Origin of the sequence: Paenibacillus sp. VT-400 (assembly GCF_001029205.1) — a bacterium.
Lineage (GTDB): Bacteria > Bacillota > Bacilli > Paenibacillales > Paenibacillaceae > Paenibacillus > Paenibacillus amylolyticus.
The window spans coordinates 1,474,060-1,496,397 of the sequence record NZ_LELF01000067.1; the positions used below are offsets into that span (position 1 = coordinate 1,474,060).

Consider the following 22,338-nt stretch of genomic DNA (forward strand, 5'->3'; position numbering starts at 1 on the left):
ACAAAGCAGCTGCGATGCTGCTCCTGATCGTCAACCTATGAAACGGCTAGGGTTGAGTAAGGACAGACTAAGCAAAGTTTCGGATGGGGTGACAGAGTGAATGAGAGAATCGCCCAGTACAGGGATAAGGCATCCCAGTATTGGAATAGTTTTAGCAAAAAGCAAAAAGTATTATTTATATCCACCTTCCTGTTCCTGATTTTGGCTGCAGTTGTACTCACGATGCAATTGTCCAAAACGGAATATGAAGTTGCTTTTACAGATTTGAATGCAAGTGATTCAGCGGGCGTTATCAGTTATCTCGATACATCTAGCATTCCATACAAATTAAGTTCAGATGGCAAGACCATATCCGTACCGAGTACAAGTGTTGCAATTGCAAAGGTGAACGTTGGATCTCAAGGGATTATTCAGAATGGTTCATTAGGGTATAAGTCATTCGAGGAGTCATCATCCCCCATCGGGATGACGGATAAAGAGTTTGATGTAAAGTACAACAACGCTATAAACGGAGAAGTTGAACAGTTACTTCAGCGGATGCAAGGGATACAGGATGCTAAAGTACTGGTTAATATGCCGAAAGATAACATCTTTGCTGGTTTAGAAGAACAAGACAAAGCATCAGCATCGGTAGCTCTTCAATTCAAACCGGGTTATCACCCAAATCAGGCAGCGGTAGATGGCTACTTTAACTTGGTTAAGACTGCAATTCCTAATCTGCCTGTTGAGAACATCACAATTACGAACACAGATGAAGCAGAATTGATTCCAACTGCCCGAGGTGGCAGTGGCGGGTTGTCTTCCGAAGTTCAAGAGAACATGGCACTACAGAAAAAGTTTGAAAACGATGTCCGTAATAACGTAAAGCAATTCCTTTCCCAGATTGTAGGCGAAGACAAAGTTAATGTTTTGGTAGCGTCCAAGCTTAATTTTGACAAAGAAACACGTAAGGAAAATCTGGTGACACCTGTTGATGTAGATAATATGAAAGGCATCGAGATCAGTGTGCAGGAGATTCAAAAGAGCTACACTGGCGCAAGCAATCCAACAGGTGGTGTTGCTGGCACAGGACAAGAGGAAGTTCCGGGTTACCCATCATCTGATGCAACCGGTAACTCTACCTCCGAAGAATCATCAAGCACTATAAACTACGATGTTAATCGAATTGCCAAGGATATCATTTCCAGTCCGTATACTGTAAAAGACTTAACCATTAACGTTGCAGTTGAACCACCGAATGGAGAAACAGAATTACAGGGACCGGTTCAGGACGCAATTGAGAACATTTTGGTTAACATTGTTCGTGCTTCACTGGCAGACTCAGGCACTGTAATAAGTGACGCCGATCTGACAAAGAAAGTTTCAGTCATGTCACAAGGCTTCCAGACTGCCTCTGCAGACAATACAGGTTTCCAGCTTTCCTCAACGATGATGTGGGGTGGAGGCGCACTCATAGCGGCATTGATCGCAGCGGTAGTTATTTTGTTAGTACGCCGTCGCCGCAAACAAAACGAAGTCGAAGAAGAAGAGATTCCTCTTCCAATAGCAACAGAGTTCCCATCCATTACGCTGGACAGTGTAACGAACGAAAGTCAGGTGCGCAAACAATTGGAGAGTTTGGCCAAGAAAAAGCCAGACGAATTCGTCAATCTGCTGCGTACATGGCTGGCTGACGAATAGAGGTGAGCGCATTGGCAAAGGCAAGCAGTCAAGGTTTGACTGGCAGACAAAAAGCAGCAATATTGTTGATTACATTAGGTCCGGAAGTATCGGCTCAGATCTTCAAACATCTGCGTGACGAAGAGATCGAGCAACTCACGTTGGAGATTGCCAACGTTCGCAAAGTTGATTCTTCCGAAAAGGATATGATCATGGCCGAGTTTCACCAGATTTGTCTGGCGCAGGAATATATCTCTCAGGGCGGTATCAATTACGCCAGAGAAATCCTGGAGAAAGCTCTGGGTTCATCAAAAGCACTTGAAGTCATTAATCGTTTGACAGCTACGCTGCAAGTCAGACCATTTGACTTTGCGCGCAAAGCAGATCCGAATCAAATTTTGAACTTTATTCAGAATGAAAGCCCGCAAACGATTGCCCTGGTTCTGTCTTACCTGCAATTCGAACAGGCAGCAGCGATTCTATCATCCTTGCCACAAGAGAAACAGGCAGATGTCGCTCGCCGAGTGGCTGTTATGGATAGTACTTCGCCAGAAGTTATCTCTCAAGTGGAGCGGGTTCTGGAACAGAAACTATCTTCTACCGTAACGCAGGATTACACGAATGCGGGTGGTATCGAATCGATCGTTCAGATTCTGAACGGAGTCGATCGGGGGACAGAGCGTACCATTTTGGACTCGCTCGAGATTCAGGATCCAGAGCTTGCAGAGGAAATCAAAAAACGCATGTTTGTATTCGAAGATATCGTCAATGTGGATGATCGTTCGATTCAGCGCATTATTCGGGATATCGACAACGCAGATTTGCAGCTGGCACTCAAAGTGGCAAGCGAAGAAGTTCGGGATGCCGTATTCCGGAATATGTCGAAACGGATGTCCGAGACATTCAAAGAAGAGATGGAATTTATGGGACCTGTGCGATTGCGTGATGTTGAGGAAGCTCAGACACGTATCGTAGGAACGATACGCAGATTGGAAGAAGCCGGTGAGATCATTATCGCACGCGGTGGAGGAGATGATATCATTGTCTAATTTGATTAAATCTTTCCAGTATGTACCCGTTGATGACCGTAAAAAACTTGAAAATCATCATCATTATGGTGGTGCTGAGGAGTCTGAAACGGAATTATACGGTGATAGTGCTGAAGGTTCTGAAGTAGAAACGCTTCAAGCACGCGTGGACGAAGAAACACAACGTCTCACCGCAGAGATGCTGGAAGATGCCAAGGAGTTTGCAGAAAAGCAAGTACGTGAAGCTTCGGAAGAAGCAGAGCGCATGCTTCAAGAGGCCCGTGAACAGATCGACAGCTGGTGGCAGGAACAACGACAACAGGATGAACATCTGACTGAAGCGCTTCGTTCACAAGGTTTCCAACAGGGTTTTGAAGAAGGCAAAGTACAAGCTGAACTGGATCTCCAGGTGCAGATCGAAAAGATGATGATTGAAGCCCAGGGAGTGCTCAAGGAAGCTTATGTAGCTAAAGATCAGATCATTCAGGAAGCCGAACCGTTCCTCGTGGAGCTCGCTTGCGGGATCGCTGAGAAAGTCATTGATAAGCAACTTACCATTGAACCCGATCATACATTGGAACTGATTCGTCAGAGTTTGTCACGTAAACGGGAACAGGGTTTGATCACACTCTGTGTGGCACCTGATCAGTTTACATTTGTACAGGCAGCTCGTGAAGAATTGTCTCTGTCTATTGACTCTCAGGCAGAATTGCAGATTTTGCCTGATTCAACGGTCAAAGATAAGGGATGTGTCATTCGTTCTTCGTTTGGAAGTGTAGATGCGAGAATTGATACACAGCTTGCTGAGATTAAAAAAGAACTGGTCCGCATAGCACTTGAGGATGAGGAGCGAAAAAATCAACATGAAGGTTCTTAGTTCACAGCGATATATGGAACATTTGCGCCAATTCGATCCTGTTCGTATTAACGGAAAAGTTACTCAGGTCATTGGTCTTATGGTGGAGTCAGAAGGGCCAGATGCAAGTATCGGTGACGTATGTTATATCTATCCTGGTAAATCGGCTAAGCCTCTTCAGGCCGAAGTTGTTGGGTTTCGAGATAACAAAGTGCTGCTTATGCCACTGGGTGAACTTCAATCCATCGGTCCTGGTTGTGATGTAGTCGGTACGGGTAAACCACTCGGCGTTCAGGTAGGCTCCGAATTGCTCGGTAAAGTGCTGGACGGACTTGGGCAGCCGTTAGACGGTTCCCTACTCCCATCCAGAATGCCGATGTATTCTACCTCCAATACTCCGGTTAATCCAATGGATCGTCCGCGTGTACTTGAAACGATGGGTGTTGGTGTAAGAGCTATCGACGGATTGTTGACCGTAGGTAAGGGACAGCGCGTAGGTATTTTTGCCGGTTCTGGTGTTGGTAAGAGTACATTGATGGGCATGATTGCTCGTAATACAGCAGCAGATGTCAATGTCATCGCGCTTGTGGGTGAGCGTGGACGTGAGGTGCGCGACTTTATTGAACGGGATCTGGGTCCAGAAGGACTGGAACGCTCCGTAGTCATTGTTGCAACTTCAGATCAGCCTGCCCTGATTCGGATTAAGGGAGCAGTTATTGCGACCACTATTGCAGAGTATTTCCGAGATCGTGGAATGAACGTGATGCTCATGATGGATTCGGTAACCCGATATGCGATGGCACAAAGGGAAGTGGGTCTGGCCGTAGGTGAACCTCCGGCAATGAGAGGATATACGCCATCGGTTTTTGCGAGTTTGCCCAAACTGCTTGAACGGGCGGGTACAGGGCCTACCGGTTCGATTACAGCCTTTTACACCGTTCTGGTCGATGGGGATGACATGAATGAACCAATCGCGGATGCGGTAAGGGGTATTCTGGATGGACACATTGTATTAAATCGATCCATTGCAAATAAAGGTCATTTTCCGGCGATTGATGTGTTAGCCAGCATAAGCCGTGTTATGAAGGATATTGCTCCAGAAGAGCAGTTGGAAGCCGTTAATAATATGAAACGTTTGATGGCTGTGTACAAAGAATCGGAAGATTTGATCAATATTGGAGCTTACCAGCGGGGATCAAATGCAGCCATAGATGAATCGATAGACCAGATTGATAGTATATGGAACTTTACCAAGCAGAAAGTCGACGAGAAAGTCACTTTAAGTGAAGTACAGGAACGTTTGATTCTTGAATTTGCAAGGAGATGAATGGGTAAACGATGAAATTTCGATATCATTTCCAGAAAGTTGTTGACCTGAAGAGTAATGAAAAAACACAGGCAGAGTGGATGTTATCCACAGCGATCGGTAAACTTCAGACGGAGGAAGAACATCTGATACAACTTCTTAATGATAGAAGTAATCTGATCGGCATTATCCAATCTGCTACGGAAAATACAGCGTCTGTAAACAGTCTGCAGGAGATGCAGCGTTATGTACATCACCTTGACGAGTGCATTTCACGCAAAAATAGTGATGTTAAACATGCTCAGGTCAATGTGCAACGGAATCAGACGTTTCTGAACGGTAAGATGGTTGATGAAAAAGTATGGCTTGGAGCGAGAGACAAGGCTAAGATCAAATTTCAGCAGGAGATGCTCCTCCGGGAACAGAACGATCTGGACGAGATGGCTACTGTACGCTTCGCTGCCAAAGCCGGACGCGCGAATTGATGTGAGCCGGACGCGAAGTTGTCTCGTGAAGGAGGAATAAACGATGGCTGTTAAAGATGATAGCGACATGGAAAAAGAGTCGGGAGGCGGTTGGGAAAAGTTTCTCATGATTTCTATCCCGATTGTATTCACCGTGGTATTGCTAGGTGTACTACTTACGCTATTTAATGTAGATATTCGTAATAATTTGTTTGAATTCGCCAACAAGATACCGGTAGTTAAGGAATGGGTACCTGATCCTGTACTGGATCCGGAGAAGGAGAAGCTGGAGAAGAGTGAGCAGCAGGTTGAAAGTGCTGAAGCCACAATCGAAAAGCTGAAATCCCAAGTAACTGCCAAAGAATCAGAGCTCAAGGCAGCACAGGAAGCAACAACAACCGAAGCGAAGAAGGCCACAGACCTTCAGAAGAAGTTGGATGATGCGGAAAAAGCGGCTGAAACGGCTACAGCAGCAACGCCGGAGACAGAATCTGATTATCAGAAACAAATCAAAGATTTGGCTAAAATGTATGCTGACATGAGCCCAAGCAAAGCTGCACCGATTTTGCAAAATATGACGAATGAGGAAATGGTATTGTTGTTGAATGCCATGCAGTCATCTGCTCGGACCAAGGTGCTTGAAAAGATGGACCCGAAAACGGCAGCCGATGTCACCATGATGATGAAGGATGCCAAACCGTCCGGGGATCTGGCGCTGGATGCGCTGCAATCCAGATTGAAGAAAGAAACCGCAGCAACTTCAACTGCATCCACAACCACAAGCAAAAACCTGGATAAAAACCAGCTTAGTCAAACATTTGCTTCGATGTCTGCTTCAAGTGGTGCCAAGTTATTATTGGAAACATACAAGTTGAGTCCTGACAAAACATTGACCATCCTGAATTCAGTAGATGATGCAACACGCTCTCAATTGCTTGAGAACATGTCTTCAGAGGACTCGGTTGAAACTGCAAAAATTTTGAACAAATTAATGGGCAACAAGTAGATCGGATTACACTGTTTAACCGAGAGGAGGTGAAAATAAAATGTCGATTGTATATCAAATGGCATCCACAGCAACTGCAAAAGCAACAGGAGCAGGTCAGACAACCGGAGCACAATCGAAAGGTTCAGTTGCAGGTGCTAGCGGTGAATTTCTCCAAACTCTTGCACAATCGCTATCTGGAGGAAATACAGAAGGTGATAGTTCAAGCGCTACTGGAAGCTTAACTGCCAATCCGTTGGTGTTTTCCTTTGCTACAAGTGAAGAAGGAGAAGCGGCATCAATCACGGCTATACTGAATTCGTTGTTCACGGACTTGGATTCACTTGACGAAGCTTTGGAAAATGACCCAGCTCTACTTGCAGGTTTGCAAACTCTGATTCAACAGCTGTATACACAATTAAGTAATCCTTCAGGTACTAACACAGAAGGTTCCGACGAGTCTTCGAACGGAGCGGAAAGCGTAAAAACAGTACCCGCAATTGAACTGTCGCAGCATCCGGCAGCAGTACGTTTTGTTCTGCAAGATATGCTTACACAATTAGTAGCTGGAATGAATGATCCTGAGAGTAACGTTGCGAAGAACGCTCCTGAATTCAAACATTTGTTACAATCTCTGCAGAGTCAGCTTCAAGAGGCTGGAGTGGATACCACTAGTAACAAAGGATGGACTGAACTGAAATCCATACTGGATACATTGACTGCAGTTAAGGATCAGACTGCACAGGTCGCTCCAAGTACTACGCTTCAAACATCCAAACAGGATTCGGTCATACCACAAGTTCTTGTTGCAGCAGTGGCGAATTCTGGAACCCAGGTAAAAGATGAGGCTGTTACCACATCTGCTTCAAATGCAGGTGGAGAAGTGGAACACTCAACCATCATTACTGCAGGAGAGCTGTCCTTGCGTTCATCAGGTACAACAGCAGGAAAACCGGCTGAACCTGTAATGCAAACATCACAGTTTGCCAAGGAAATGACACAGTTTGTTGTTAACAAGCTGGATATTGTCCAGCAAAAAGGATTTTCCGAGGCGACCATCTCACTTCGGCCTGAGCATCTAGGTAAATTGGATGTTCAAATTACCTTGCAGAACGGGCAGTTGGTTGCACGGTTTATGACTGAACATACGATGGCTAAAGACATGCTTGAACAACAAATGACGCAGCTGCGTTCTTCACTTCAAGCCCAGGGAATTCAAGTGGAACGACTTGAGGTTACCCAGAACAGTTCAATCGGATCACAGATGTATCAGGACGGAGGCCGTCAGCCGGGAAGTAACTCTCAACAACAACGCCGTTCGCGTGAGCGTGAGGAACAATCGGATGATGCTATAGCTACAGCAGGGATTCAAGAAGAATTGCGTAACTGGCGTAGCGAGCAAGTCGAAGGAAATGAATTACAGAGAGATACGTTTAGTGCTAAGGCTTAAATAGAAATGAGGTGAGCATATGGCTAATGAAATTGTTTCAACGAATAATACCTGGCCGAACTATTCGGCAGCCAATAAAGCAACCACAAGTGCTGCAACAAAAGAATTGGGCAAAGATCAGTTTCTAAAAATCCTGATTACCCAGCTGCAAAATCAAGACCCGATGCAGCCGATGGAGGATAAGGAATTTATCGCTCAAATGGCACAATTCAGCTCAGTGGAGCAACTGGTCAATATTTCTACGCAGCTTAAAACATTGAACCAGTCACTTGGTGCTGTATCCGGCATGATTGGCATGGAGGTAAGTTGGCTTTCTTCTAATAAAGATGATAACGGAACTCTTCGTCAGGGTATTGTAGATTCCATCATTGTAAGAGATAGCGTTCAATACGCAAAAGTGGGCAACGACGAGATTAAGCTGGATGAGATCATTCAGGTGAATTATCCAAAACAGGCAGAAGAGAGTCAAACTCCGGTACAGAACGTTCAGGATGTAACCCCTGAAACGAACGAGAGCCAGGAAGTTGAATCATCCGCTGAAACGGGTGATACGGAAGATAGCGGGAAAACGATATGAGTGATCGCATAACGGTTGGACAATTATACGCAGGCCCGATTACACCGAATATGCTTCAAAGACCCAAAACGGGAGAAGCTTCGGCTATACCCGAAAAACCTTTTGCAAAAGTACTGGAAGATAATCTTCTGAAATTGAGCAATCATGCTGCCAAACGATTGGAGCAGCGCGGTATTGAACTCAAGACTGAGCAAATGGAACAGATTGGTTCTGCTTTGGACAAAGCTGCTGCCAAAGGAGCCAAAGAGTCATTGATTTTAATGCAGGATATGGCTTTTATCGTCAATGTCAAAAATCGTACTGTGGTTACAGCTATGGATAGTGAGAGCATGAAGGATAATGTGTTCACTCAAATTGATAGTGCCGTAATCATTTCTTGACCGGCTGGCCCTTCTCGGGAGCCGGAATGCCGCTGACCGACTGATGCGGTAACCAAATGAAGACTGGGAGGATTTTTAAAAATGATAAAATCAATGTACTCAGGCGTTTCCGGGATGCGGGGTTTCCAAACAAAACTCGACGTAATTGGTAACAATATTGCGAACGTAAACACGGTTGGCTTTAAAGGCAGTCGGGTTATGTTCAAAGATATTATGAGCCAAACAACGGCAGGGGTAACTGCTCCTGGCGATGCAAGTGGTGGTGTCAATGCGAAACAAATCGGTCTTGGTGTAACGGTAGGTTCAATTGATACGCTGCATCTGGCAGGTAGCCCAATGACAACGAATAATCCAACAGATCTTCGGATTAATGGAGATGGATTCTTCTTGGTACGTTTGAGTGAAGATCAGGAAATACCTTACCTGACTCGTGCAGGGGATTTCCATGTGGATGCTGCACGTAACCTTTTGACTTCGGATGGATTGTTTGTTCTGGATAACGGTGGTGGAAATATAACGATACCGGATGATGTTGTTTCCTTCACGATAGGTCAGGATGGAACAATTAACCAAACCATGGCAGACGGAACCATCGAAGCGGGTCCACAGCTTGGAATAGGTAAAGTTGTCAATCCAGAAGGCCTTGAGAAAATTGGGGGCAACTTGTACCGTATGACAGCAAACGCGAATCCGGATGGGGCGCTGGAACCATTAACAGCGAACAGTGCTGAGGACGGAACAGGAGCAATCATTGCTGGACAGCTCGAGATGTCTAACGTGGATCTGACAGGAGAGTTTACTGAGATGATTGTAGCTCAACGTGGATTCCAGGCAAACTCCCGGATCATTACAACGTCGGATGAAATACTTCAGGAAGTTGTTAACCTGAAACGTTAATAACTGATTAATGAATTTTTAAAACGTGGAGGAGCTTGCTCCTCCCACTCTGATTAAGGGGGCTTAGCATGATTTCGGTTACGCGGTTAAATGGTTCTCCCATGTGGTTAAATGCGCTGATGGTTGAAATTGTGGAAGAGACGCCGGATACGTATATTACTCTGGTAACTGGAAAGAGACTGATTGTGCTTGAAAAAGCCGCTGACGTTATTTCCAAGATTAAAGATTACAACCGTGAAATCGGGGTTCAGGCAGCCACTATTAAAGTGCAGCAAACGGAGGAATCCTGATGAAAAAAATGATGCCCTGGCTTGCAACGATGTTGCTGGCAATAACACTCATTGTGGTGGTTGTGTTTGTATTTATGCAAGGACAGAACGGGAATAAGGACGACACACATACGGCGGCGGCTTCAGAAGCCAAGAAGATGACTGCGGATGAGATTGTAGAGGTTTCCTCTGAGCTTGGAGAAATTAAAACCAATTTGGCTGATACGGATCATGTTGTAGTTGTCAGCTTTTCATTCAAGTTGTCAGACAAAACAGCCAAAGAAGATTTCGAGAAAATCAAAGAAATTACAGTGAAGCCTATTATCATTCAGACGTTTGCGGATACAAAGTCTGAGGAGCTGGCTACAGCGAAGGGCCGCGTACAATTTAATGAGAGATTGACGGGGCTAATTAATGAAGCTTTACCTGAAGGTAAGTTGAGCAGCACCAGTTTTTCAGCTTTTGTAATGGCGCCAATGTAAATGAACAGAACACGCTGTAGACCTGTAAGGGGGTGAGAACATGGTGGATGTATTATCACAAAATGAGATTGACGCCCTATTAGCAGCCCTTTCTTCTGGTGAAATGGACGCAGAAGAATTGAAGAAGGAAGAAACTCAGAAGAAAATTAGATCGTACGATTTTAAGCGGGCAGTGCGTTTTTCCAAAGACCATATCAGAAGCTTGACTCGTATTCACGAAAACTTTGCACGCTTTCTCACCACTTATTTTTCAGCCCAACTGCGGACGTTCGTTCAAATCAATGTCGTTCAGGTCGAACAGTTGCCTTATGATGAGTTTATCCGTTCTATTCCTAAGATGACGATATTGAACATTTTTGAAGCGGAGCCACTACAGGGACGAATGGTGATGGAAGTCCATCCAAACGTGGGATATGCGATGTTGGATCGCCTGCTTGGTGGAACCGGAATTGCTCCAACCAAGATCGCATCCATGACGGAGATTGAGACGACCATCATGGAGCGGATATTCAGCCGAGCATTTGAAAGTTTGCAGGAAGCATGGAAGACTGTGTTGGATATTTCCCCAAGGATGGAAGCGCTCGAGACCAATCCGCAATTTATGCAGATTGTATCTCCCAATGAGACCATTGCTCTGATCTCGCTCAGTACCAAAATTGGTGACACGACAGGCATGATCAATCTATGTATACCGCATGTCGTTCTTGAACCTATTATGTCACGGTTGTCAACTCATCAGTGGTTTGTTTCGGAGAAGAAAACGAGAGCTCCGGAGGAGTATGATGCTCTAAAAGAGCGTGTAAACAAAGCCAAGTTACCAATCGTTGCGGAATTGGGAGAATCGAGAATTTCAATTGCAGAATTTCTGGGTCTGTCCGTTGGCGATGTCATTACGTTGAACAAACCAGTTGATGAGGGACTTTCCATAAAAGTGGGTGACAAACTGAAATACATGGGCAGTCCGGGGACAATCAAAGACCGTGTGGCTGTGCAAATAGACAAGATTGTCACCGAAGGAGTTGAAGAATTTGACGAGTAAGGATTATTTATCCCAAGAAGAAATCGATGCTTTGCTCAGGCAATCGGAATCGATAAACAGCTCGGAACCCGCTGAAAAGACGGTTGATGATTTTTTGACCGAGCTGGAGCAGGATGCCTTGGGGGAGATTGGTAACATTACATTTGGTAGCGCGGCAACAGCCTTATCCACGCTATTAGGCCTCAAAGTAGATATTACAACACCTAAAGTTTCTATCATTAGTCGAACGCAGTTTGAAGAAGCTTTTCCTAAGCCACATGTTGCCGTTCATGTGAATTACGTGGATGGATTCGAAGGCATTAACTCACTTGTTATCAAGAAGAGAGATGCCCAAGTCATCGCTGATTTGATGTTGGGTGGAGAAGGAAATCCGGTCGATGAAGAACTGAATGAAATCCATATTAGTGCAGTACAGGAAGCGATGAACCAGATGATGGGTTCCTCTGCAACCTCAATGTCCACGATTTTTAATCGTTTTGTGAATATTTCCCCTCCGGGAATCGATATTCTCAATCTGGAGAGTGGAGAGGGTGTAAGTAATCTTCCAGCAGATGAGACACTTATCCAAGTTTCATTTCGTTTGTTAATCGGGGATCTGATCGATTCCAATCTGATGCAGTTGCTTCCAGTACATTTTGCCAAAAGCATGGTAGATATGCTGATTGGAGGCGCTCAGGAGTCAACTGCCAGCGCACCAGTGGCATCAACACCTGAACCTGCGCCAGCAGCTGTACCAGCAACGCCACCACCGGTTGCGGAGCAGCCGCCCGTTCAGCACCAACAGGCTCCACAGGCTCCACAACAGCCTGCTCAGGACTATAACGGATATGGACAGGCCCCGATGGGTATGCCTCAAGGAATGCCGCCACAGCAGCCGTATGGCATGCCACCGCAGCAACCTTATGGTGCACCTCAACATTACGGTGGAATGCCAAATAGGAATGTTAACGTACAACCAGTTCAATTCGCCAATTTGCAAAATGGGGCGTATGGTCAGGTAGACGAAAACAATTTGAATTTATTGATGGACATTCCCCTTAAGGTCACCGTAGAATTAGGAAGGACCCAGAAGCAAATTAAAGATATTTTGGAACTGTCACAGGGTTCGATTGTCGAACTGGATAAGTTAGCCGGGGAACCTGTCGATATTTTGGTGAATAACAAACTGATCGCCAAGGGAGAAGTTGTCGTTATTGACGAAAACTTTGGTGTTCGTGTTATAGATATCGTTAGCCAATGGGACCGAATTCAGAAATTACAATAAGCACAATTTAGGGAGGACTTGAATCAAGATGGCAAACCGAATTTTAGTCGTAGACGACGCTGCATTTATGAGAATGATGATCCGGGACATTTTGTCCAAAAATGGATATGAGGTTGTTGGTGAGGCACAGGATGGCTCACAAGCAATTGAGAAATTTAAAGAGCTTCGTCCGGATCTGATCACAATGGATATTACGATGCCTGAGATGGACGGCATTGCAGCTTTGAAAGAAATCAAGAAGATTGATGCTAACGCTAAAGTAATTATGTGCTCCGCGATGGGTCAACAAGCGATGGTAATCGACGCTATTCAAGCAGGTGCTAAAGACTTTATCGTTAAACCGTTCCAATCTGACCGGGTTATCGAAGCGATCAGCAAGACACTGGGCGTTTAAGAGACATGATGATGGCTCAGGGTGATATTCCAGGAGGAGCTGGCGTGGGAAGTAATTATTATTTACAGCTTGTATGGGTGATTGTTGTCCTGGCCGTCATCCTGGCCCTTATTGTTTATCTGATCCGTTTTCTAAACAAAAGGAATCAGCAAATGTTCCGGCACGGCACAATTCGTACCCTGGGCGGAGTTGGACTGGGACAAAACAAGTCGTTGCAAATTATGGAAATTGGTGGATGTGTATATCTGCTTGGTGTAGGTGAAGACATCCAGTTGATAGATAAGGTTTCGGATCTGGAAGAGGCCCAAAGAATCATTGATTCCTTCGAACGAGATGCTGCTGCACAACAAGGAAATCTCTCACCTCTCATTGCCAAGCTCACAAAACGTTTCCGTAAAGAAGAACCGCCGCGGGAAATGGAACTAGAGGACACAACTTCTTTTCACGAAATGTTTGAATCCAAACTTCGGCAGATGCCTAACCGTAAAGAGAAGATGGAAAAGCTCCTGGATAAAGACAATACTACAGATCGGTCGAGGGATTCATGAAGAAAAAGATTTGGTTAGCGTGTTGTTTATTAGGACTTATCAGTCTGGCATCTGTAACGGTTGCCTTTGCCGAACCCATTCCGAATATTGATATTCAGATTGGAAACGGTGATGGAGGGACACCAAACACGAGTTCACTGTCCATCATTCTGTTAATTACGGTGCTTAGTATTGCTCCAGCAATGCTTGTACTGATGACCAGTTTTACCCGGATTGTAATTGTGCTCGGTTTTATACGTACATCTTTGGGTACACAACAAATGCCACCCAATCAGGTGCTGGTCGGTTTGGCGCTATTTCTGACACTTTTCATTATGTCGCCGACGTTGTCTTCCATAAATCAGGTAGCGCTTCAGCCCTATCTCCAGGGAGAGCTTACGCAAACCGAGGCACTTGAAAAAGCAGCGGATCCCATGAAGAAATTTATGTTTAGTCACACCAGAGAAAAAGATCTTCTGCTATTTATGAAGTACAATCAGACTGAACAACCAAAGACCTATCAGGATATCCCAATTACTGTTATGGTGCCGGCATATGTAATCAGTGAGTTGAAGACAGCATTCCAGATGGGGTTTATGATTTTTATTCCGTTTCTGGTTATAGACATTGTTGTCGCGAGTACACTCATGGCAATGGGGATGATGATGCTTCCGCCGGTCATGATCTCATTACCTTTCAAAATACTGCTCTTTGTCCTTGTGGACGGGTGGTATCTGGTTGTCAAGTCACTGTTACTGAGTTTTAACACTTGATCCGGAAAGTTAAAGGAGGACGGTCATGACTTCGGAATTTATTATCGGTCTGGCCGGGAAAGCGGTATACACGTCATTGCTGGCCAGCGCACCTATGCTTATACTAGCTCTGGTTGTAGGACTTGCAATCAGTATTTTTCAAGCGACAACTCAAATTCAGGAACAAACATTAGCTTTTGTGCCCAAGATTGTTGCCGTACTTCTGGCAGTACTTTTGTTTGGACCTTGGATCTTAAATATCTTGGTCGATTTTACGTTTAACATTCTCGATAATCTATACAGATACATAGGGTAGGCTTTAGCAGATGGAGACATTGTTGCAAAGTTTCCCTGTCGCTCTGCTTATGTTTTGTCGAATCACATCATTTTTTGTAACTGCGCCAGTTTTTTCGGCTCGAAATGTGCCGGCTTCAGTTAAAATAGGTATCTCTGCATTTGTCACATTATCTGTCTATCTGATTTACGGAATAGACCAGACCGTACCCACAGACCTGAGTTATGTCTTATTGATCATCAGAGAGATTCTAATTGGCCTGCTTTTAGGTTTTGTGGCTTATCTGTTGATGACGGCAGTTCAGACTGCGGGGACCTTTATCGATCTACAGATCGGTTTTGGTATGGCCAATGTATACGATCCAATGACAGGTGCTTCAGCTCCACTTACGGGTAACTTGAAGTATGCATTTGCTATGCTTCTGTTTCTGACGATGAATGGTCACCATTATTTGCTGGATGCGATAGTTTACAGTTACCGGTGGGTACCATTATCTAATGTGTTTTTCCTACGGTTGGCAGATGGAAGTATTGCTGAATTTTTGATTCAGACCTTAGGTCAATCATTTATGCTGGCTTTTCAGATGTCGGCTCCGATTGTAGTTGCTTTGTTTTTGACGGATGTTGGATTGGGTTTTTTGGCCAAAACTGCTCCTCAATTTAATGTATTTGCAGTTGGGTTGCCGCTTAAGTTACTCGTTGGTCTTGCTATTTTGCTTTTGCTGGTTCCCAGTTTCTCCTTTGTATTTAGTCAATTGTTCGAAGCGATATTCAGATCGATGGAAAAATTGCTTGGAACCATTGGACAAAGGCCCGGCTGAGTGAAACGGAGGAAAAGACACGGATGAAACTTCAACTCGACCTCCAGTTGTTTTCAGGGGAGAAGACGGAGAAAGCTACCCCGAAAAAGAGACAGGATACACGAAAAAAAGGACAGGTTGTAAAAAGCGCTGAACTATCTGGCGCATCCATTCTCCTAATCGTGTTTTTGATCATGATGGTATTCAGCAATTTCTATAAAGAACGTATAGTTCGTCTGTTTACAGATATCTTCATCAATCGATTGAGTATGGATATCACCGGAGAGAATGTGATGGCGCTTATGATGCGCTATGGCATTGAGGTTTTGTTATTGATCGCTCCCGCTTTGCTGGGTGCGTTACTGGTTGCTTTGATCGTTAACTACATGCAAGTTGGTTTTCTTCTTGTAGGGGAAGGTTTGAAGCCAAAACTTGAGAAACTGGACCCTATTAAAGGTTTCAAAAATATATTCTCTCTCCGCTCATTAGTGGAATTTGCTAAATCCATTTTGAAAATGTCGATTATCGGTTATCTCGTTTACAGTACAATTAAAGGCTACCAGTCAGATATTGCTTCACTTTCTCATTTTTCATTGGATGCTATTTTACATTTCGCTGCGTCGATCACTTTAAGTCTTGGTATCAAGATTGCAGTGGCATTAATGATACTTGCGATATTTGATTACATGTATCAAAAGTATGACCATGAGAAGAAGATTCGTATGTCCAAGCAAGACATCAAAGACGAGTACAAGAAAATGGAAGGTGATCCGCTGATCAAAGGTAAAATCCGGGAACGCCAGCGTCGTATGGCTATGCAGCGCATGATGCAGGAAGTGCCAAATGCGGATGTGATTATCACGAACCCGACCCACTTTGCGGTTGCGCTAAAGTATGAAGGTTCCGAGATGGAGGCACCACAGATTATTGCCAAAGGTCAGGATTATGTCGCCTTGCGTATTAAGGAAATTGCCAAAGAAAACGGTGTTATTACGATGGAAAACAAGCCGCTCGCACGGGCATTGTTCCAGAGAGCCGAGATTGGTGACGCTATACCGGCCGATTTGTTTCAAGCGGTAGCTGAAGTGCTGGCTTATGTATATAAACTAAAGGGCAGAACGAAATAAAAGGGGATCGGAGGCCGTACATTCATTGAAGATTAAAGATATAGCTGTCCTTGCGGGTATCATTGGCATTGTGTTGATGATGATTCTTCCGATCCCAACCTGGCTGTTGGACTTGTTGCTGGTCGTCAATATTTCAATTGCACTGATGATACTCCTTGTTGCAATGAACAGCAAAGAAGCGTTGCAGTTTTCTATCTTTCCAGCTTTGCTGTTGATCACTACACTATTCCGACTGGCTCTGAACATTTCGACTACCAAGCTAATTCTTGGTGATGGGGATGCTGGAGCTGTAGTTGCTACTTTTGGTAGCTGGATTGCTGGAGGGCAAATTGCAATTGGATTTATCGTGTTTTTGATCCTCGTTGTCGTTCAGTTTATCGTTATTACAAAGGGGTCTGAGCGCGTAGCTGAAGTTGCTGCCCGATTCACCCTCGATGCGATGCCTGGTAAACAAATGAGTATTGATGCGGATCTGAATGCGGGTCTGATCAACGAGCAACAAGCTCGTGAGCGTCGTTCCAAAATTGAACGTGAAGCCGATTTCTATGGAGCGATGGATGGAGCAAGTAAATTCGTAAAAGGTGACGCAATTGCAAGTATTATCATCCTCCTGATCAATCTCATTGGTGGATTTATTATCGGTATGACTGTGCATGGGATGGCTTTCGCAGATGCAATGGCAACGTACTCTGTACTAACTATCGGAGATGGATTGGTAAGCCAAATCCCGGCTCTGCTTATTTCCACAGCAGCAGGACTTATCGTCACCAGAGCGTCATCAGAAGGAAACCTGGCAGATGATATTACGGGGCAACTGTTTACATATCCAATACTAATTTATATCGTAGCTTTCGTTATTGCCATGCTCGGTTTCTTCACACCAATTCATGTTATTACTACGCTTCCGTTGGCAGGTGTGTTGGCATATGCCGCGTGGCGTATGCAGAATAATCTGAATTTGAAACAAGTAGCGGAAGAACAGTTGGAAGAAGAACAGCAGATTGAAGAGGTTAGAAGTCCTGAAAGTGTAATTAACCTGCTTCAGGTGGACCCTATTGAGTTTGAATTTGGTTATGGTTTAATCCCGCTTGCTGATAATCAGCAGGGTGGGGACTTATTGGATCGGATCATTATGATTCGGAGGCAGTGTGCTCTTGAACTGGGGTTGGTCGTTCCGGTTATACGGATTCGAGATAATATCCAGCTCAGACCCAATGAGTATGTTATCAAAATCAAGGGTAATGTGGTAGGTGGCGGAGAACTGTTGTTGAATCATTACCTTGCCATGAGTCCTGGCTATGATGAGGAGTCTGTGACAGGTATTGAAACGACGGAGCCTGCTTTTGGGCTTCCAGCACTATGGATAGATGAAGTGACCAAAGACAGAGCCGAACTTGCAGGATATACGGTTGTTGACCCGCCTTCCGTTGTGGCTACACATCTGACGGAACTGATTAAGAAACATGCGCATGAGTTACTTGGAAGACAAGAGACAAAAGCACTTGTGGATAATCTCAGAGAGAACTACTCTGCCCTTGTGGATGAACTGATCCCTTCTCTACTTTCCATTGGTGATGTACAGAAAGTGCTTGCCAAGTTATTGCGTGAGAAAATATCTATTCGAGATATGGTGACCATCTTCGAGACACTGGCTGACTATGGTACGTATACGAAAGATCCTGATGTGCTGACTGAATACGTCAGACAATCCCTCTCACGTCAGATTACTCAGCAGTTCTCACAGAAAGGTGAGACACTTCGAGTGATTACGGTTGGACCTGGTCTTGAGAAGAAAATTGCTGAAAGTGTGCAACAATCGGATCAAGGCAGTTATCTTGCGCTAGACCCCGTATCTACACAAAGTGTATATCAGAAGCTCAGTGAACAAGTGAACCGTTTGATTCAATCAGGTCAACAACCTGTTGTATTAACTTCTCCAACCATTCGGATGTATCTGCGTCAGGTTATTGAACGTACTATGCAGGACATTCCTGTGCTTTCCTACAGCGAGTTGGAGCCGAATGTTGAAATTCAAAGTATCGGGGTGGTGAACTTATGAGAGTAAAACAATACGTTGTTGAGACCATGCCCGAAGCTATGCTTCAAATTCGCAAAGACCTGGGAAGTGATGCCGTTATTCTGTCCACCAAAGAGATTAAGGTGGGCGGTGTGATGGGAATGTTTCGCAAAAAACGGATCGAAGTTGTAGCTGCAGTGGATAAGGAAGAAAACAAGCAAACAACAAAGCCAGTACAAAATCAATTCACACCTGTACCTCGTGCATTTGTACCTGAGGCTTATCGGCAAACAGCTCGTTCGTTTGTTGCGGCTTCTGATGAGTCGGTGGCAACGAATACAGCTGATCAAAGTGTACAGGACCAATCTGCGGCTGCACCGTCTGTGTTTGAATCGCGTAATATCGGTTCAAACATAGACAGCGGCTCAGGTTCTTCGAGCACGGATCATAAACCGCGACCGCAAGGGGCGGATTTTTCGGGTTCAACAACTGGTCCGAAGCCAACAGGTTCAGACCTGCAGCAGGATAAGTTGATGACTGAATTGCAGGATCTTAAACAGATGGTGACCAGGCTTTCAAAGCAGGGTACTTCTGCAGACCCTGTGCCAGAGGAACTGCATACGATCCGAGAACGTTTGACAGAACAAGATGTTTGGCCTGAAGTGTGGGAATCCTGGTTTGATTCAATTCAAGCAAAACGGTCTGAGGATGGATTAAAAGAACAGGGTGTAGAGCAAATAGTGAAGCTTGAGGTTATGCACTTTTTGGAGCAACGTATTGAAGAAGGCATTCTTCCTACCACGCGAATCGTCTATGTAGCTGGACCAACCGGTGTAGGGAAAACTACGACAATTGCAAAATTGGCTGCTGAACAAATGTTCAAAAAACAGCGTAAAGTGGGATTCATTACATCAGATACGTATCGGATCTCGGCGGTAGAACAGCTTAGAACGTATGCATCTATACTGAATGTTCCACTTGAGGTTGTACAATCGCCCGGTGATACACAACGTGCCATTTCTCGATTAGAGAATTGTGATTTGATCTTTATGGATACAGCGGGTAGAAACTACAGAAATGAATTACTTGTTTCAGAACTGCAAAGTTTGCTTGCTCCTGTAGAGAATAGCGAAACCTTTCTGGTCATGAGTATGACTTCCAAAAGTGCTGATATGGTGCAGATCACTGAACATTTCAGTAAATATGGACTGGATAAGGTGATTTTCACCAAAATGGATGAGACTGGGAGCTGCGGTCCGCTATTTAACTTGTTACACCGTTTTCCACTCAAGCTCGCATATGTGGCAAATGGACAAAATGTTCCGGACGATTTGTTGAAACCAGATGCAGATTCGTTGTCCAAACAGTTGCTGGGAGAATGGTCACAATGAAGGATCAGGCAGCTGCACTTCGAAGTATGGTCTCCGCGCCATTGGAAATGGAAGGCATTGAGCGAGATATTCGATCCTCGAAAATCATTACTGTGGCCAGTGGTAAGGGAGGTGTTGGCAAATCCAATTTCACACTGAACTTTGCCTTGGCATTGCAGGCTTTGGGGCAAAAGGTACTTGTATTTGATGCCGATATTGGAATGGCTAATATTGATGTTCTTATGGGTACGTCTTCTTCCTATAATCTTTACCACCTGTTGTACCGACAAAAAACCATAAGGGAAATCATACAACTGGGTGCCAGTGGCTTGCCTTACATTGCTGGAGGATCGGGCATGAAAGAGTTGTTCTCATTGTCTGATCGTGATCTGGAGTTTTTCGCCAGTCAAGTCGAGGATATTGCCCAGGAAATGGATTATGTCATCTTTGACACTGGGGCAGGACTCTCCAGAGAGAATATGAAGTTCATCGGTGCTGCTGATGAATGCCTGATTATAACTACACCTGAACCGACTTCAATAACCGATGCTTATGCTTTAGTCAAAGTTATGCACGGCCAGGAAAATGCTACGCCCTTTCGGATGATCGTTAACCGGGTGGAAGACGAACGAGAAGCGGAACGGGTGGCAGAAAAAATAGCTGGAGTGGCGAGGCGGTTTTTGCAGACGGATATTCCGTTGCTTGGGTATATTTCAGAAGATGCCCAGGTAGTCAAGGCGGTTAAAAGGCAAATGCCCTATAGTCTGGCTTATCCGAATGCCAAAGCCTCTAAAGATATAGAGAAACTTGCTCTTCGTTATCTGGCTGTACCTGCAACTCCGGGATCCGGAACCTTGACAGGAATCAGGGGATTTATGAATAAGTGGCTTAGACGGACAACATGATTTCTGAATAAAGGAAACAGGGGTGACACAACATGGCGGCGTATCAAGTATTGGTTGTCGATGATTCCGCTTTTATGCGTAAGATTGTTACGGATTTGATCCAAGCGGATCCGGAATTCAAGGTTACGGCAACGGCATCAAACGGTAGAGAAGCGATTCAAAAATCACTAGAATTGAAACCCGATATTATTACAATGGACGTTGAGATGCCCGAAATGAATGGGTTGGATGCATTAAAATCAATTATGAAGGAATCTTTCGTTCCTGTGATTATGCTCTCTGGTATCAATGAACAAGGCATGAAAGAAACCATTATGGCGCTTGAAGCCGGGGCATTTGACTTCATTCGCAAACCATCTATTTCACATGACCAGGATATTGCTCAAGTTGGTAAAGCCTTGGTTGAGCGCATGCGTGCTGCGATGAATGAGATCAAAAGAAAAGCTGATCGTGAGTTATCCATGAAAAATAGAGACATGTTGCGAGGAGCAGTTGCTCCCCCAACTCAGCCAGTGCAGAAAGAACTGCCGGCTAGGGATCGAGCGGAGCCTGTGAAAAAAACGATCGAACCTGTCGAGACGATTCAACGCTCTCTTCGAGAGCGGACTGAAGCCTTTCAGGCCAAAGCAAAGAAACCAATTGAACCATTGTCACCTTCAAAACCAGGTCGCGTAGAGAATAAACCGGAGCCTTTGCCAAAGGCTGAACGTAATTTGGGGACGAAGGCAGAAAAAGCAGTGAGGTCAGCTAATCCAGTACAGACTCCAAAGGAAGTTCGACTACCTAATGCAGCTAGAGTGGCAGCTGATCAAATAGCGGCAACTTCTGCCTCTGCAAAAGCCAAGGATGTAATCAAGCCTAATCCTGTTCCCAAAGGTGGAGGGGGGCTGGAAGGACCATTCAACAAACTTGTGGCAATAGGTTGTTCTACGGGTGGACCGAGGGCTCTCAAGACATTGCTCGAGCAGTTGCCTGCTGATTTGCCTGCACCGGTCATTATTGTGCAGCATATGCCGCCCAATTTCACACGTTCTCTGGCTCAACGATTGAATACATTCAGTCCACTGCATGTGGTTGAAGCTGAAGAGGGCATGGTTCTGAAAAAAGGAACCGCCTATATAGCACCCGGCGGATTCCATGTGAAAGTTAACAAAACAGCAGACGGGAAGTTTATCGTGAAGCTGACTGAAGATCAACCAGTGAATGGCCACAGACCTTCAGTGGATACGATGTTTGAGTCACTTCTGCCGTTTACATCTTTACAAAGGCATCTTGTTTTGCTGACGGGAATGGGAAGTGATGGAGCACGTATGATGAAGCGATTATACGAAGCTGGAGTTACATCAACCTTTGCCGAGAATGAAGAAACATGTGTTGTATATGGTATGCCGCGTTCTGCTGTAGAGCTGCAATGCGTTCGTCATCTTCTGCCATTGCAGGAGATTGCGTCTAAACTTGTTCAAGCAGTGAAATAACGGAGTGTAACTCACGGAGGA

Annotated in this window: 24 protein-coding genes; all 24 read left to right on the forward strand. The window is 44.8% G+C overall.

The annotated features are described in order from the left end of the window. The first annotated feature begins 96 nt into the window (after nucleotides 1-96). Nucleotides 97-1,680 carry a flagellar basal-body MS-ring/collar protein FliF gene (gene fliF / locus EL84_RS17335; RefSeq protein WP_047842475.1) on the forward strand — a complete coding sequence of 528 codons (1,584 nt, stop codon included), beginning with the start codon at nucleotides 97-99 and terminating at the stop codon, nucleotides 1,678-1,680. Between the two features lie 11 nt (nucleotides 1,681-1,691). Next, nucleotides 1,692-2,708 carry a flagellar motor switch protein FliG gene (gene fliG / locus EL84_RS17340; protein WP_047842476.1) on the forward strand — a complete coding sequence of 339 codons (1,017 nt, stop codon included), beginning with the start codon at nucleotides 1,692-1,694 and terminating at the stop codon, nucleotides 2,706-2,708. After that, on the forward strand, nucleotides 2,701-3,564 hold the full coding sequence (locus EL84_RS17345) for a FliH/SctL family protein (protein ID WP_047842477.1): 864 nt from the start codon (nucleotides 2,701-2,703) through the stop codon (nucleotides 3,562-3,564). Before fliG ends, EL84_RS17345 begins: the two co-directional genes overlap by 8 nt. Beyond that, nucleotides 3,551-4,870 carry a flagellar protein export ATPase FliI gene (gene fliI / locus EL84_RS17350; RefSeq protein ID WP_036609365.1) on the forward strand — a complete coding sequence of 440 codons (1,320 nt, stop codon included), beginning with the start codon at nucleotides 3,551-3,553 and terminating at the stop codon, nucleotides 4,868-4,870. Before EL84_RS17345 ends, fliI begins: the two co-directional genes overlap by 14 nt. A gap of 11 nt (nucleotides 4,871-4,881) precedes the next feature. Beyond that, the gene (gene fliJ / locus EL84_RS17355) at nucleotides 4,882-5,334 is read left to right on the forward strand and encodes a flagellar export protein FliJ (protein ID WP_036670362.1); all 453 of its coding nucleotides are present in this window, start codon (nucleotides 4,882-4,884) and stop codon (nucleotides 5,332-5,334) included. Nucleotides 5,335-5,377: 43 nt separating this feature from the next. After that, a complete protein-coding gene (locus EL84_RS17360; protein WP_047842478.1) occupies nucleotides 5,378-6,319 on the forward strand; it encodes a MotE family protein in 942 nt (313 codons plus the stop codon). A gap of 40 nt (nucleotides 6,320-6,359) precedes the next feature. Beyond that, complete coding sequence (locus EL84_RS17365) at nucleotides 6,360-7,748, forward strand: flagellar hook-length control protein FliK (protein ID WP_047842479.1); 1,389 nt, start codon at nucleotides 6,360-6,362, stop codon at nucleotides 7,746-7,748. A 19-nt stretch (nucleotides 7,749-7,767) separates the two neighbouring features. Then, nucleotides 7,768-8,325 (forward strand): flagellar hook capping FlgD N-terminal domain-containing protein, encoded by a 558-nt coding sequence (locus tag EL84_RS17370; RefSeq protein ID WP_047842480.1) that lies wholly within the window; start codon nucleotides 7,768-7,770, stop codon nucleotides 8,323-8,325. Then, on the forward strand, nucleotides 8,322-8,705 hold the full coding sequence (locus tag EL84_RS17375; protein ID WP_047842481.1) for a TIGR02530 family flagellar biosynthesis protein: 384 nt from the start codon (nucleotides 8,322-8,324) through the stop codon (nucleotides 8,703-8,705). Before EL84_RS17370 ends, EL84_RS17375 begins: the two co-directional genes overlap by 4 nt. 81 nt (nucleotides 8,706-8,786) lie before the next feature. Then, nucleotides 8,787-9,602, forward strand: coding sequence for a flagellar basal body rod protein FlgG (flgG, locus tag EL84_RS17380; RefSeq protein WP_047842482.1), 816 nt, complete (start codon nucleotides 8,787-8,789; stop codon nucleotides 9,600-9,602). Nucleotides 9,603-9,670: 68 nt separating this feature from the next. Beyond that, entirely contained in the window at nucleotides 9,671-9,892 is a 222-nt protein-coding gene (locus EL84_RS17385) for a flagellar FlbD family protein (protein WP_017689179.1), read from the forward strand. Further along, complete coding sequence (locus EL84_RS17390; RefSeq protein ID WP_036609360.1) at nucleotides 9,892-10,353, forward strand: flagellar basal body-associated FliL family protein; 462 nt, start codon at nucleotides 9,892-9,894, stop codon at nucleotides 10,351-10,353. The genes EL84_RS17385 and EL84_RS17390 overlap by 1 nt, the downstream gene beginning before the upstream one ends. Nucleotides 10,354-10,393: 40 nt before the next feature. Beyond that, entirely contained in the window at nucleotides 10,394-11,392 is a 999-nt protein-coding gene (fliM, locus tag EL84_RS17395) for a flagellar motor switch protein FliM (protein ID WP_036609359.1), read from the forward strand. Beyond that, nucleotides 11,382-12,656, forward strand: a complete 1,275-nt coding sequence (fliY, locus tag EL84_RS17400; protein ID WP_036609358.1) for a flagellar motor switch phosphatase FliY — start codon at nucleotides 11,382-11,384, stop codon at nucleotides 12,654-12,656. Before fliM ends, fliY begins: the two co-directional genes overlap by 11 nt. Before the next feature lie 28 nt (nucleotides 12,657-12,684). Beyond that, nucleotides 12,685-13,050, forward strand: coding sequence for a response regulator (locus tag EL84_RS17405; protein WP_017689175.1), 366 nt, complete (start codon nucleotides 12,685-12,687; stop codon nucleotides 13,048-13,050). An 11-nt stretch (nucleotides 13,051-13,061) separates the two neighbouring features. Further along, a complete protein-coding gene (locus tag EL84_RS17410; protein WP_100529395.1) occupies nucleotides 13,062-13,598 on the forward strand; it encodes a flagellar biosynthetic protein FliO in 537 nt (178 codons plus the stop codon). Beyond that, nucleotides 13,595-14,350, forward strand: coding sequence for a flagellar type III secretion system pore protein FliP (gene fliP, locus EL84_RS17415; protein WP_047842484.1), 756 nt, complete (start codon nucleotides 13,595-13,597; stop codon nucleotides 14,348-14,350). The genes EL84_RS17410 and fliP overlap by 4 nt, the downstream gene beginning before the upstream one ends. A 25-nt stretch (nucleotides 14,351-14,375) precedes the next feature. Then, nucleotides 14,376-14,645 carry a flagellar biosynthesis protein FliQ gene (fliQ, locus tag EL84_RS17420; RefSeq protein WP_047842485.1) on the forward strand — a complete coding sequence of 90 codons (270 nt, stop codon included), beginning with the start codon at nucleotides 14,376-14,378 and terminating at the stop codon, nucleotides 14,643-14,645. Nucleotides 14,646-14,655: 10 nt separating this feature from the next. Continuing rightward, nucleotides 14,656-15,444: a flagellar biosynthetic protein FliR gene (gene fliR / locus EL84_RS17425; protein ID WP_036609353.1), complete on the forward strand. Its 789-nt coding sequence runs from the start codon at nucleotides 14,656-14,658 to the stop codon at nucleotides 15,442-15,444. Nucleotides 15,445-15,467: 23 nt separating this feature from the next. Next, a complete protein-coding gene (gene flhB, locus EL84_RS17430) occupies nucleotides 15,468-16,550 on the forward strand; it encodes a flagellar biosynthesis protein FlhB (protein WP_200904534.1) in 1,083 nt (360 codons plus the stop codon). A gap of 25 nt (nucleotides 16,551-16,575) precedes the next feature. After that, a complete protein-coding gene (flhA, locus tag EL84_RS17435; protein ID WP_047842487.1) occupies nucleotides 16,576-18,609 on the forward strand; it encodes a flagellar biosynthesis protein FlhA in 2,034 nt (677 codons plus the stop codon). Further along, nucleotides 18,606-19,958, forward strand: a complete 1,353-nt coding sequence (gene flhF, locus EL84_RS17440) for a flagellar biosynthesis protein FlhF (RefSeq protein ID WP_047842488.1) — start codon at nucleotides 18,606-18,608, stop codon at nucleotides 19,956-19,958. Before flhA ends, flhF begins: the two co-directional genes overlap by 4 nt. Continuing rightward, nucleotides 19,955-20,842, forward strand: a complete 888-nt coding sequence (locus EL84_RS17445; protein WP_047842489.1) for a MinD/ParA family protein — start codon at nucleotides 19,955-19,957, stop codon at nucleotides 20,840-20,842. The genes flhF and EL84_RS17445 overlap by 4 nt, the downstream gene beginning before the upstream one ends. A 32-nt stretch (nucleotides 20,843-20,874) precedes the next feature. After that, nucleotides 20,875-22,317: a chemotaxis-specific protein-glutamate methyltransferase CheB gene (cheB, locus tag EL84_RS17450; protein ID WP_047842490.1), complete on the forward strand. Its 1,443-nt coding sequence runs from the start codon at nucleotides 20,875-20,877 to the stop codon at nucleotides 22,315-22,317. The last annotated feature ends 21 nt before the right edge of the window (nucleotides 22,318-22,338 follow it).

Excerpts from the sequence above, each read along its gene's own strand:
- fliI (WP_036609365.1), top strand. The coding sequence starts at position 3,551 with ATGAAGGTTCTTAGTTCACAGCGATATATGGAACATTTGCGCCAATTC.
- fliJ (WP_036670362.1), top strand. The coding sequence starts at position 4,882 with ATGAAATTTCGATATCATTTCCAGAAAGTTGTTGACCTGAAGAGTAAT.
- EL84_RS17360 (WP_047842478.1), top strand. The coding sequence starts at position 5,378 with ATGGCTGTTAAAGATGATAGCGACATGGAAAAAGAGTCGGGAGGCGGT.
- EL84_RS17365 (WP_047842479.1), top strand. The coding sequence starts at position 6,360 with ATGTCGATTGTATATCAAATGGCATCCACAGCAACTGCAAAAGCAACA.
- EL84_RS17370 (WP_047842480.1), top strand. The coding sequence starts at position 7,768 with ATGGCTAATGAAATTGTTTCAACGAATAATACCTGGCCGAACTATTCG.
- EL84_RS17375 (WP_047842481.1), top strand. The coding sequence starts at position 8,322 with ATGAGTGATCGCATAACGGTTGGACAATTATACGCAGGCCCGATTACA.
- flgG (WP_047842482.1), top strand. The coding sequence starts at position 8,787 with ATGATAAAATCAATGTACTCAGGCGTTTCCGGGATGCGGGGTTTCCAA.
- EL84_RS17385 (WP_017689179.1), top strand. The coding sequence starts at position 9,671 with ATGATTTCGGTTACGCGGTTAAATGGTTCTCCCATGTGGTTAAATGCG.
- EL84_RS17390 (WP_036609360.1), top strand. The coding sequence starts at position 9,892 with ATGAAAAAAATGATGCCCTGGCTTGCAACGATGTTGCTGGCAATAACA.
- fliM (WP_036609359.1), top strand. The coding sequence starts at position 10,394 with ATGGTGGATGTATTATCACAAAATGAGATTGACGCCCTATTAGCAGCC.
- EL84_RS17405 (WP_017689175.1), top strand. The coding sequence starts at position 12,685 with ATGGCAAACCGAATTTTAGTCGTAGACGACGCTGCATTTATGAGAATG.
- EL84_RS17410 (WP_100529395.1), top strand. The coding sequence starts at position 13,062 with ATGGCTCAGGGTGATATTCCAGGAGGAGCTGGCGTGGGAAGTAATTAT.
- fliP (WP_047842484.1), top strand. The coding sequence starts at position 13,595 with ATGAAGAAAAAGATTTGGTTAGCGTGTTGTTTATTAGGACTTATCAGT.
- fliQ (WP_047842485.1), top strand. The coding sequence starts at position 14,376 with ATGACTTCGGAATTTATTATCGGTCTGGCCGGGAAAGCGGTATACACG.
- fliR (WP_036609353.1), top strand. The coding sequence starts at position 14,656 with ATGGAGACATTGTTGCAAAGTTTCCCTGTCGCTCTGCTTATGTTTTGT.
- flhB (WP_200904534.1), top strand. The coding sequence starts at position 15,468 with ATGAAACTTCAACTCGACCTCCAGTTGTTTTCAGGGGAGAAGACGGAG.
- flhF (WP_047842488.1), top strand. The coding sequence starts at position 18,606 with ATGAGAGTAAAACAATACGTTGTTGAGACCATGCCCGAAGCTATGCTT.
- EL84_RS17445 (WP_047842489.1), top strand. The coding sequence starts at position 19,955 with ATGAAGGATCAGGCAGCTGCACTTCGAAGTATGGTCTCCGCGCCATTG.
- cheB (WP_047842490.1), top strand. The coding sequence starts at position 20,875 with ATGGCGGCGTATCAAGTATTGGTTGTCGATGATTCCGCTTTTATGCGT.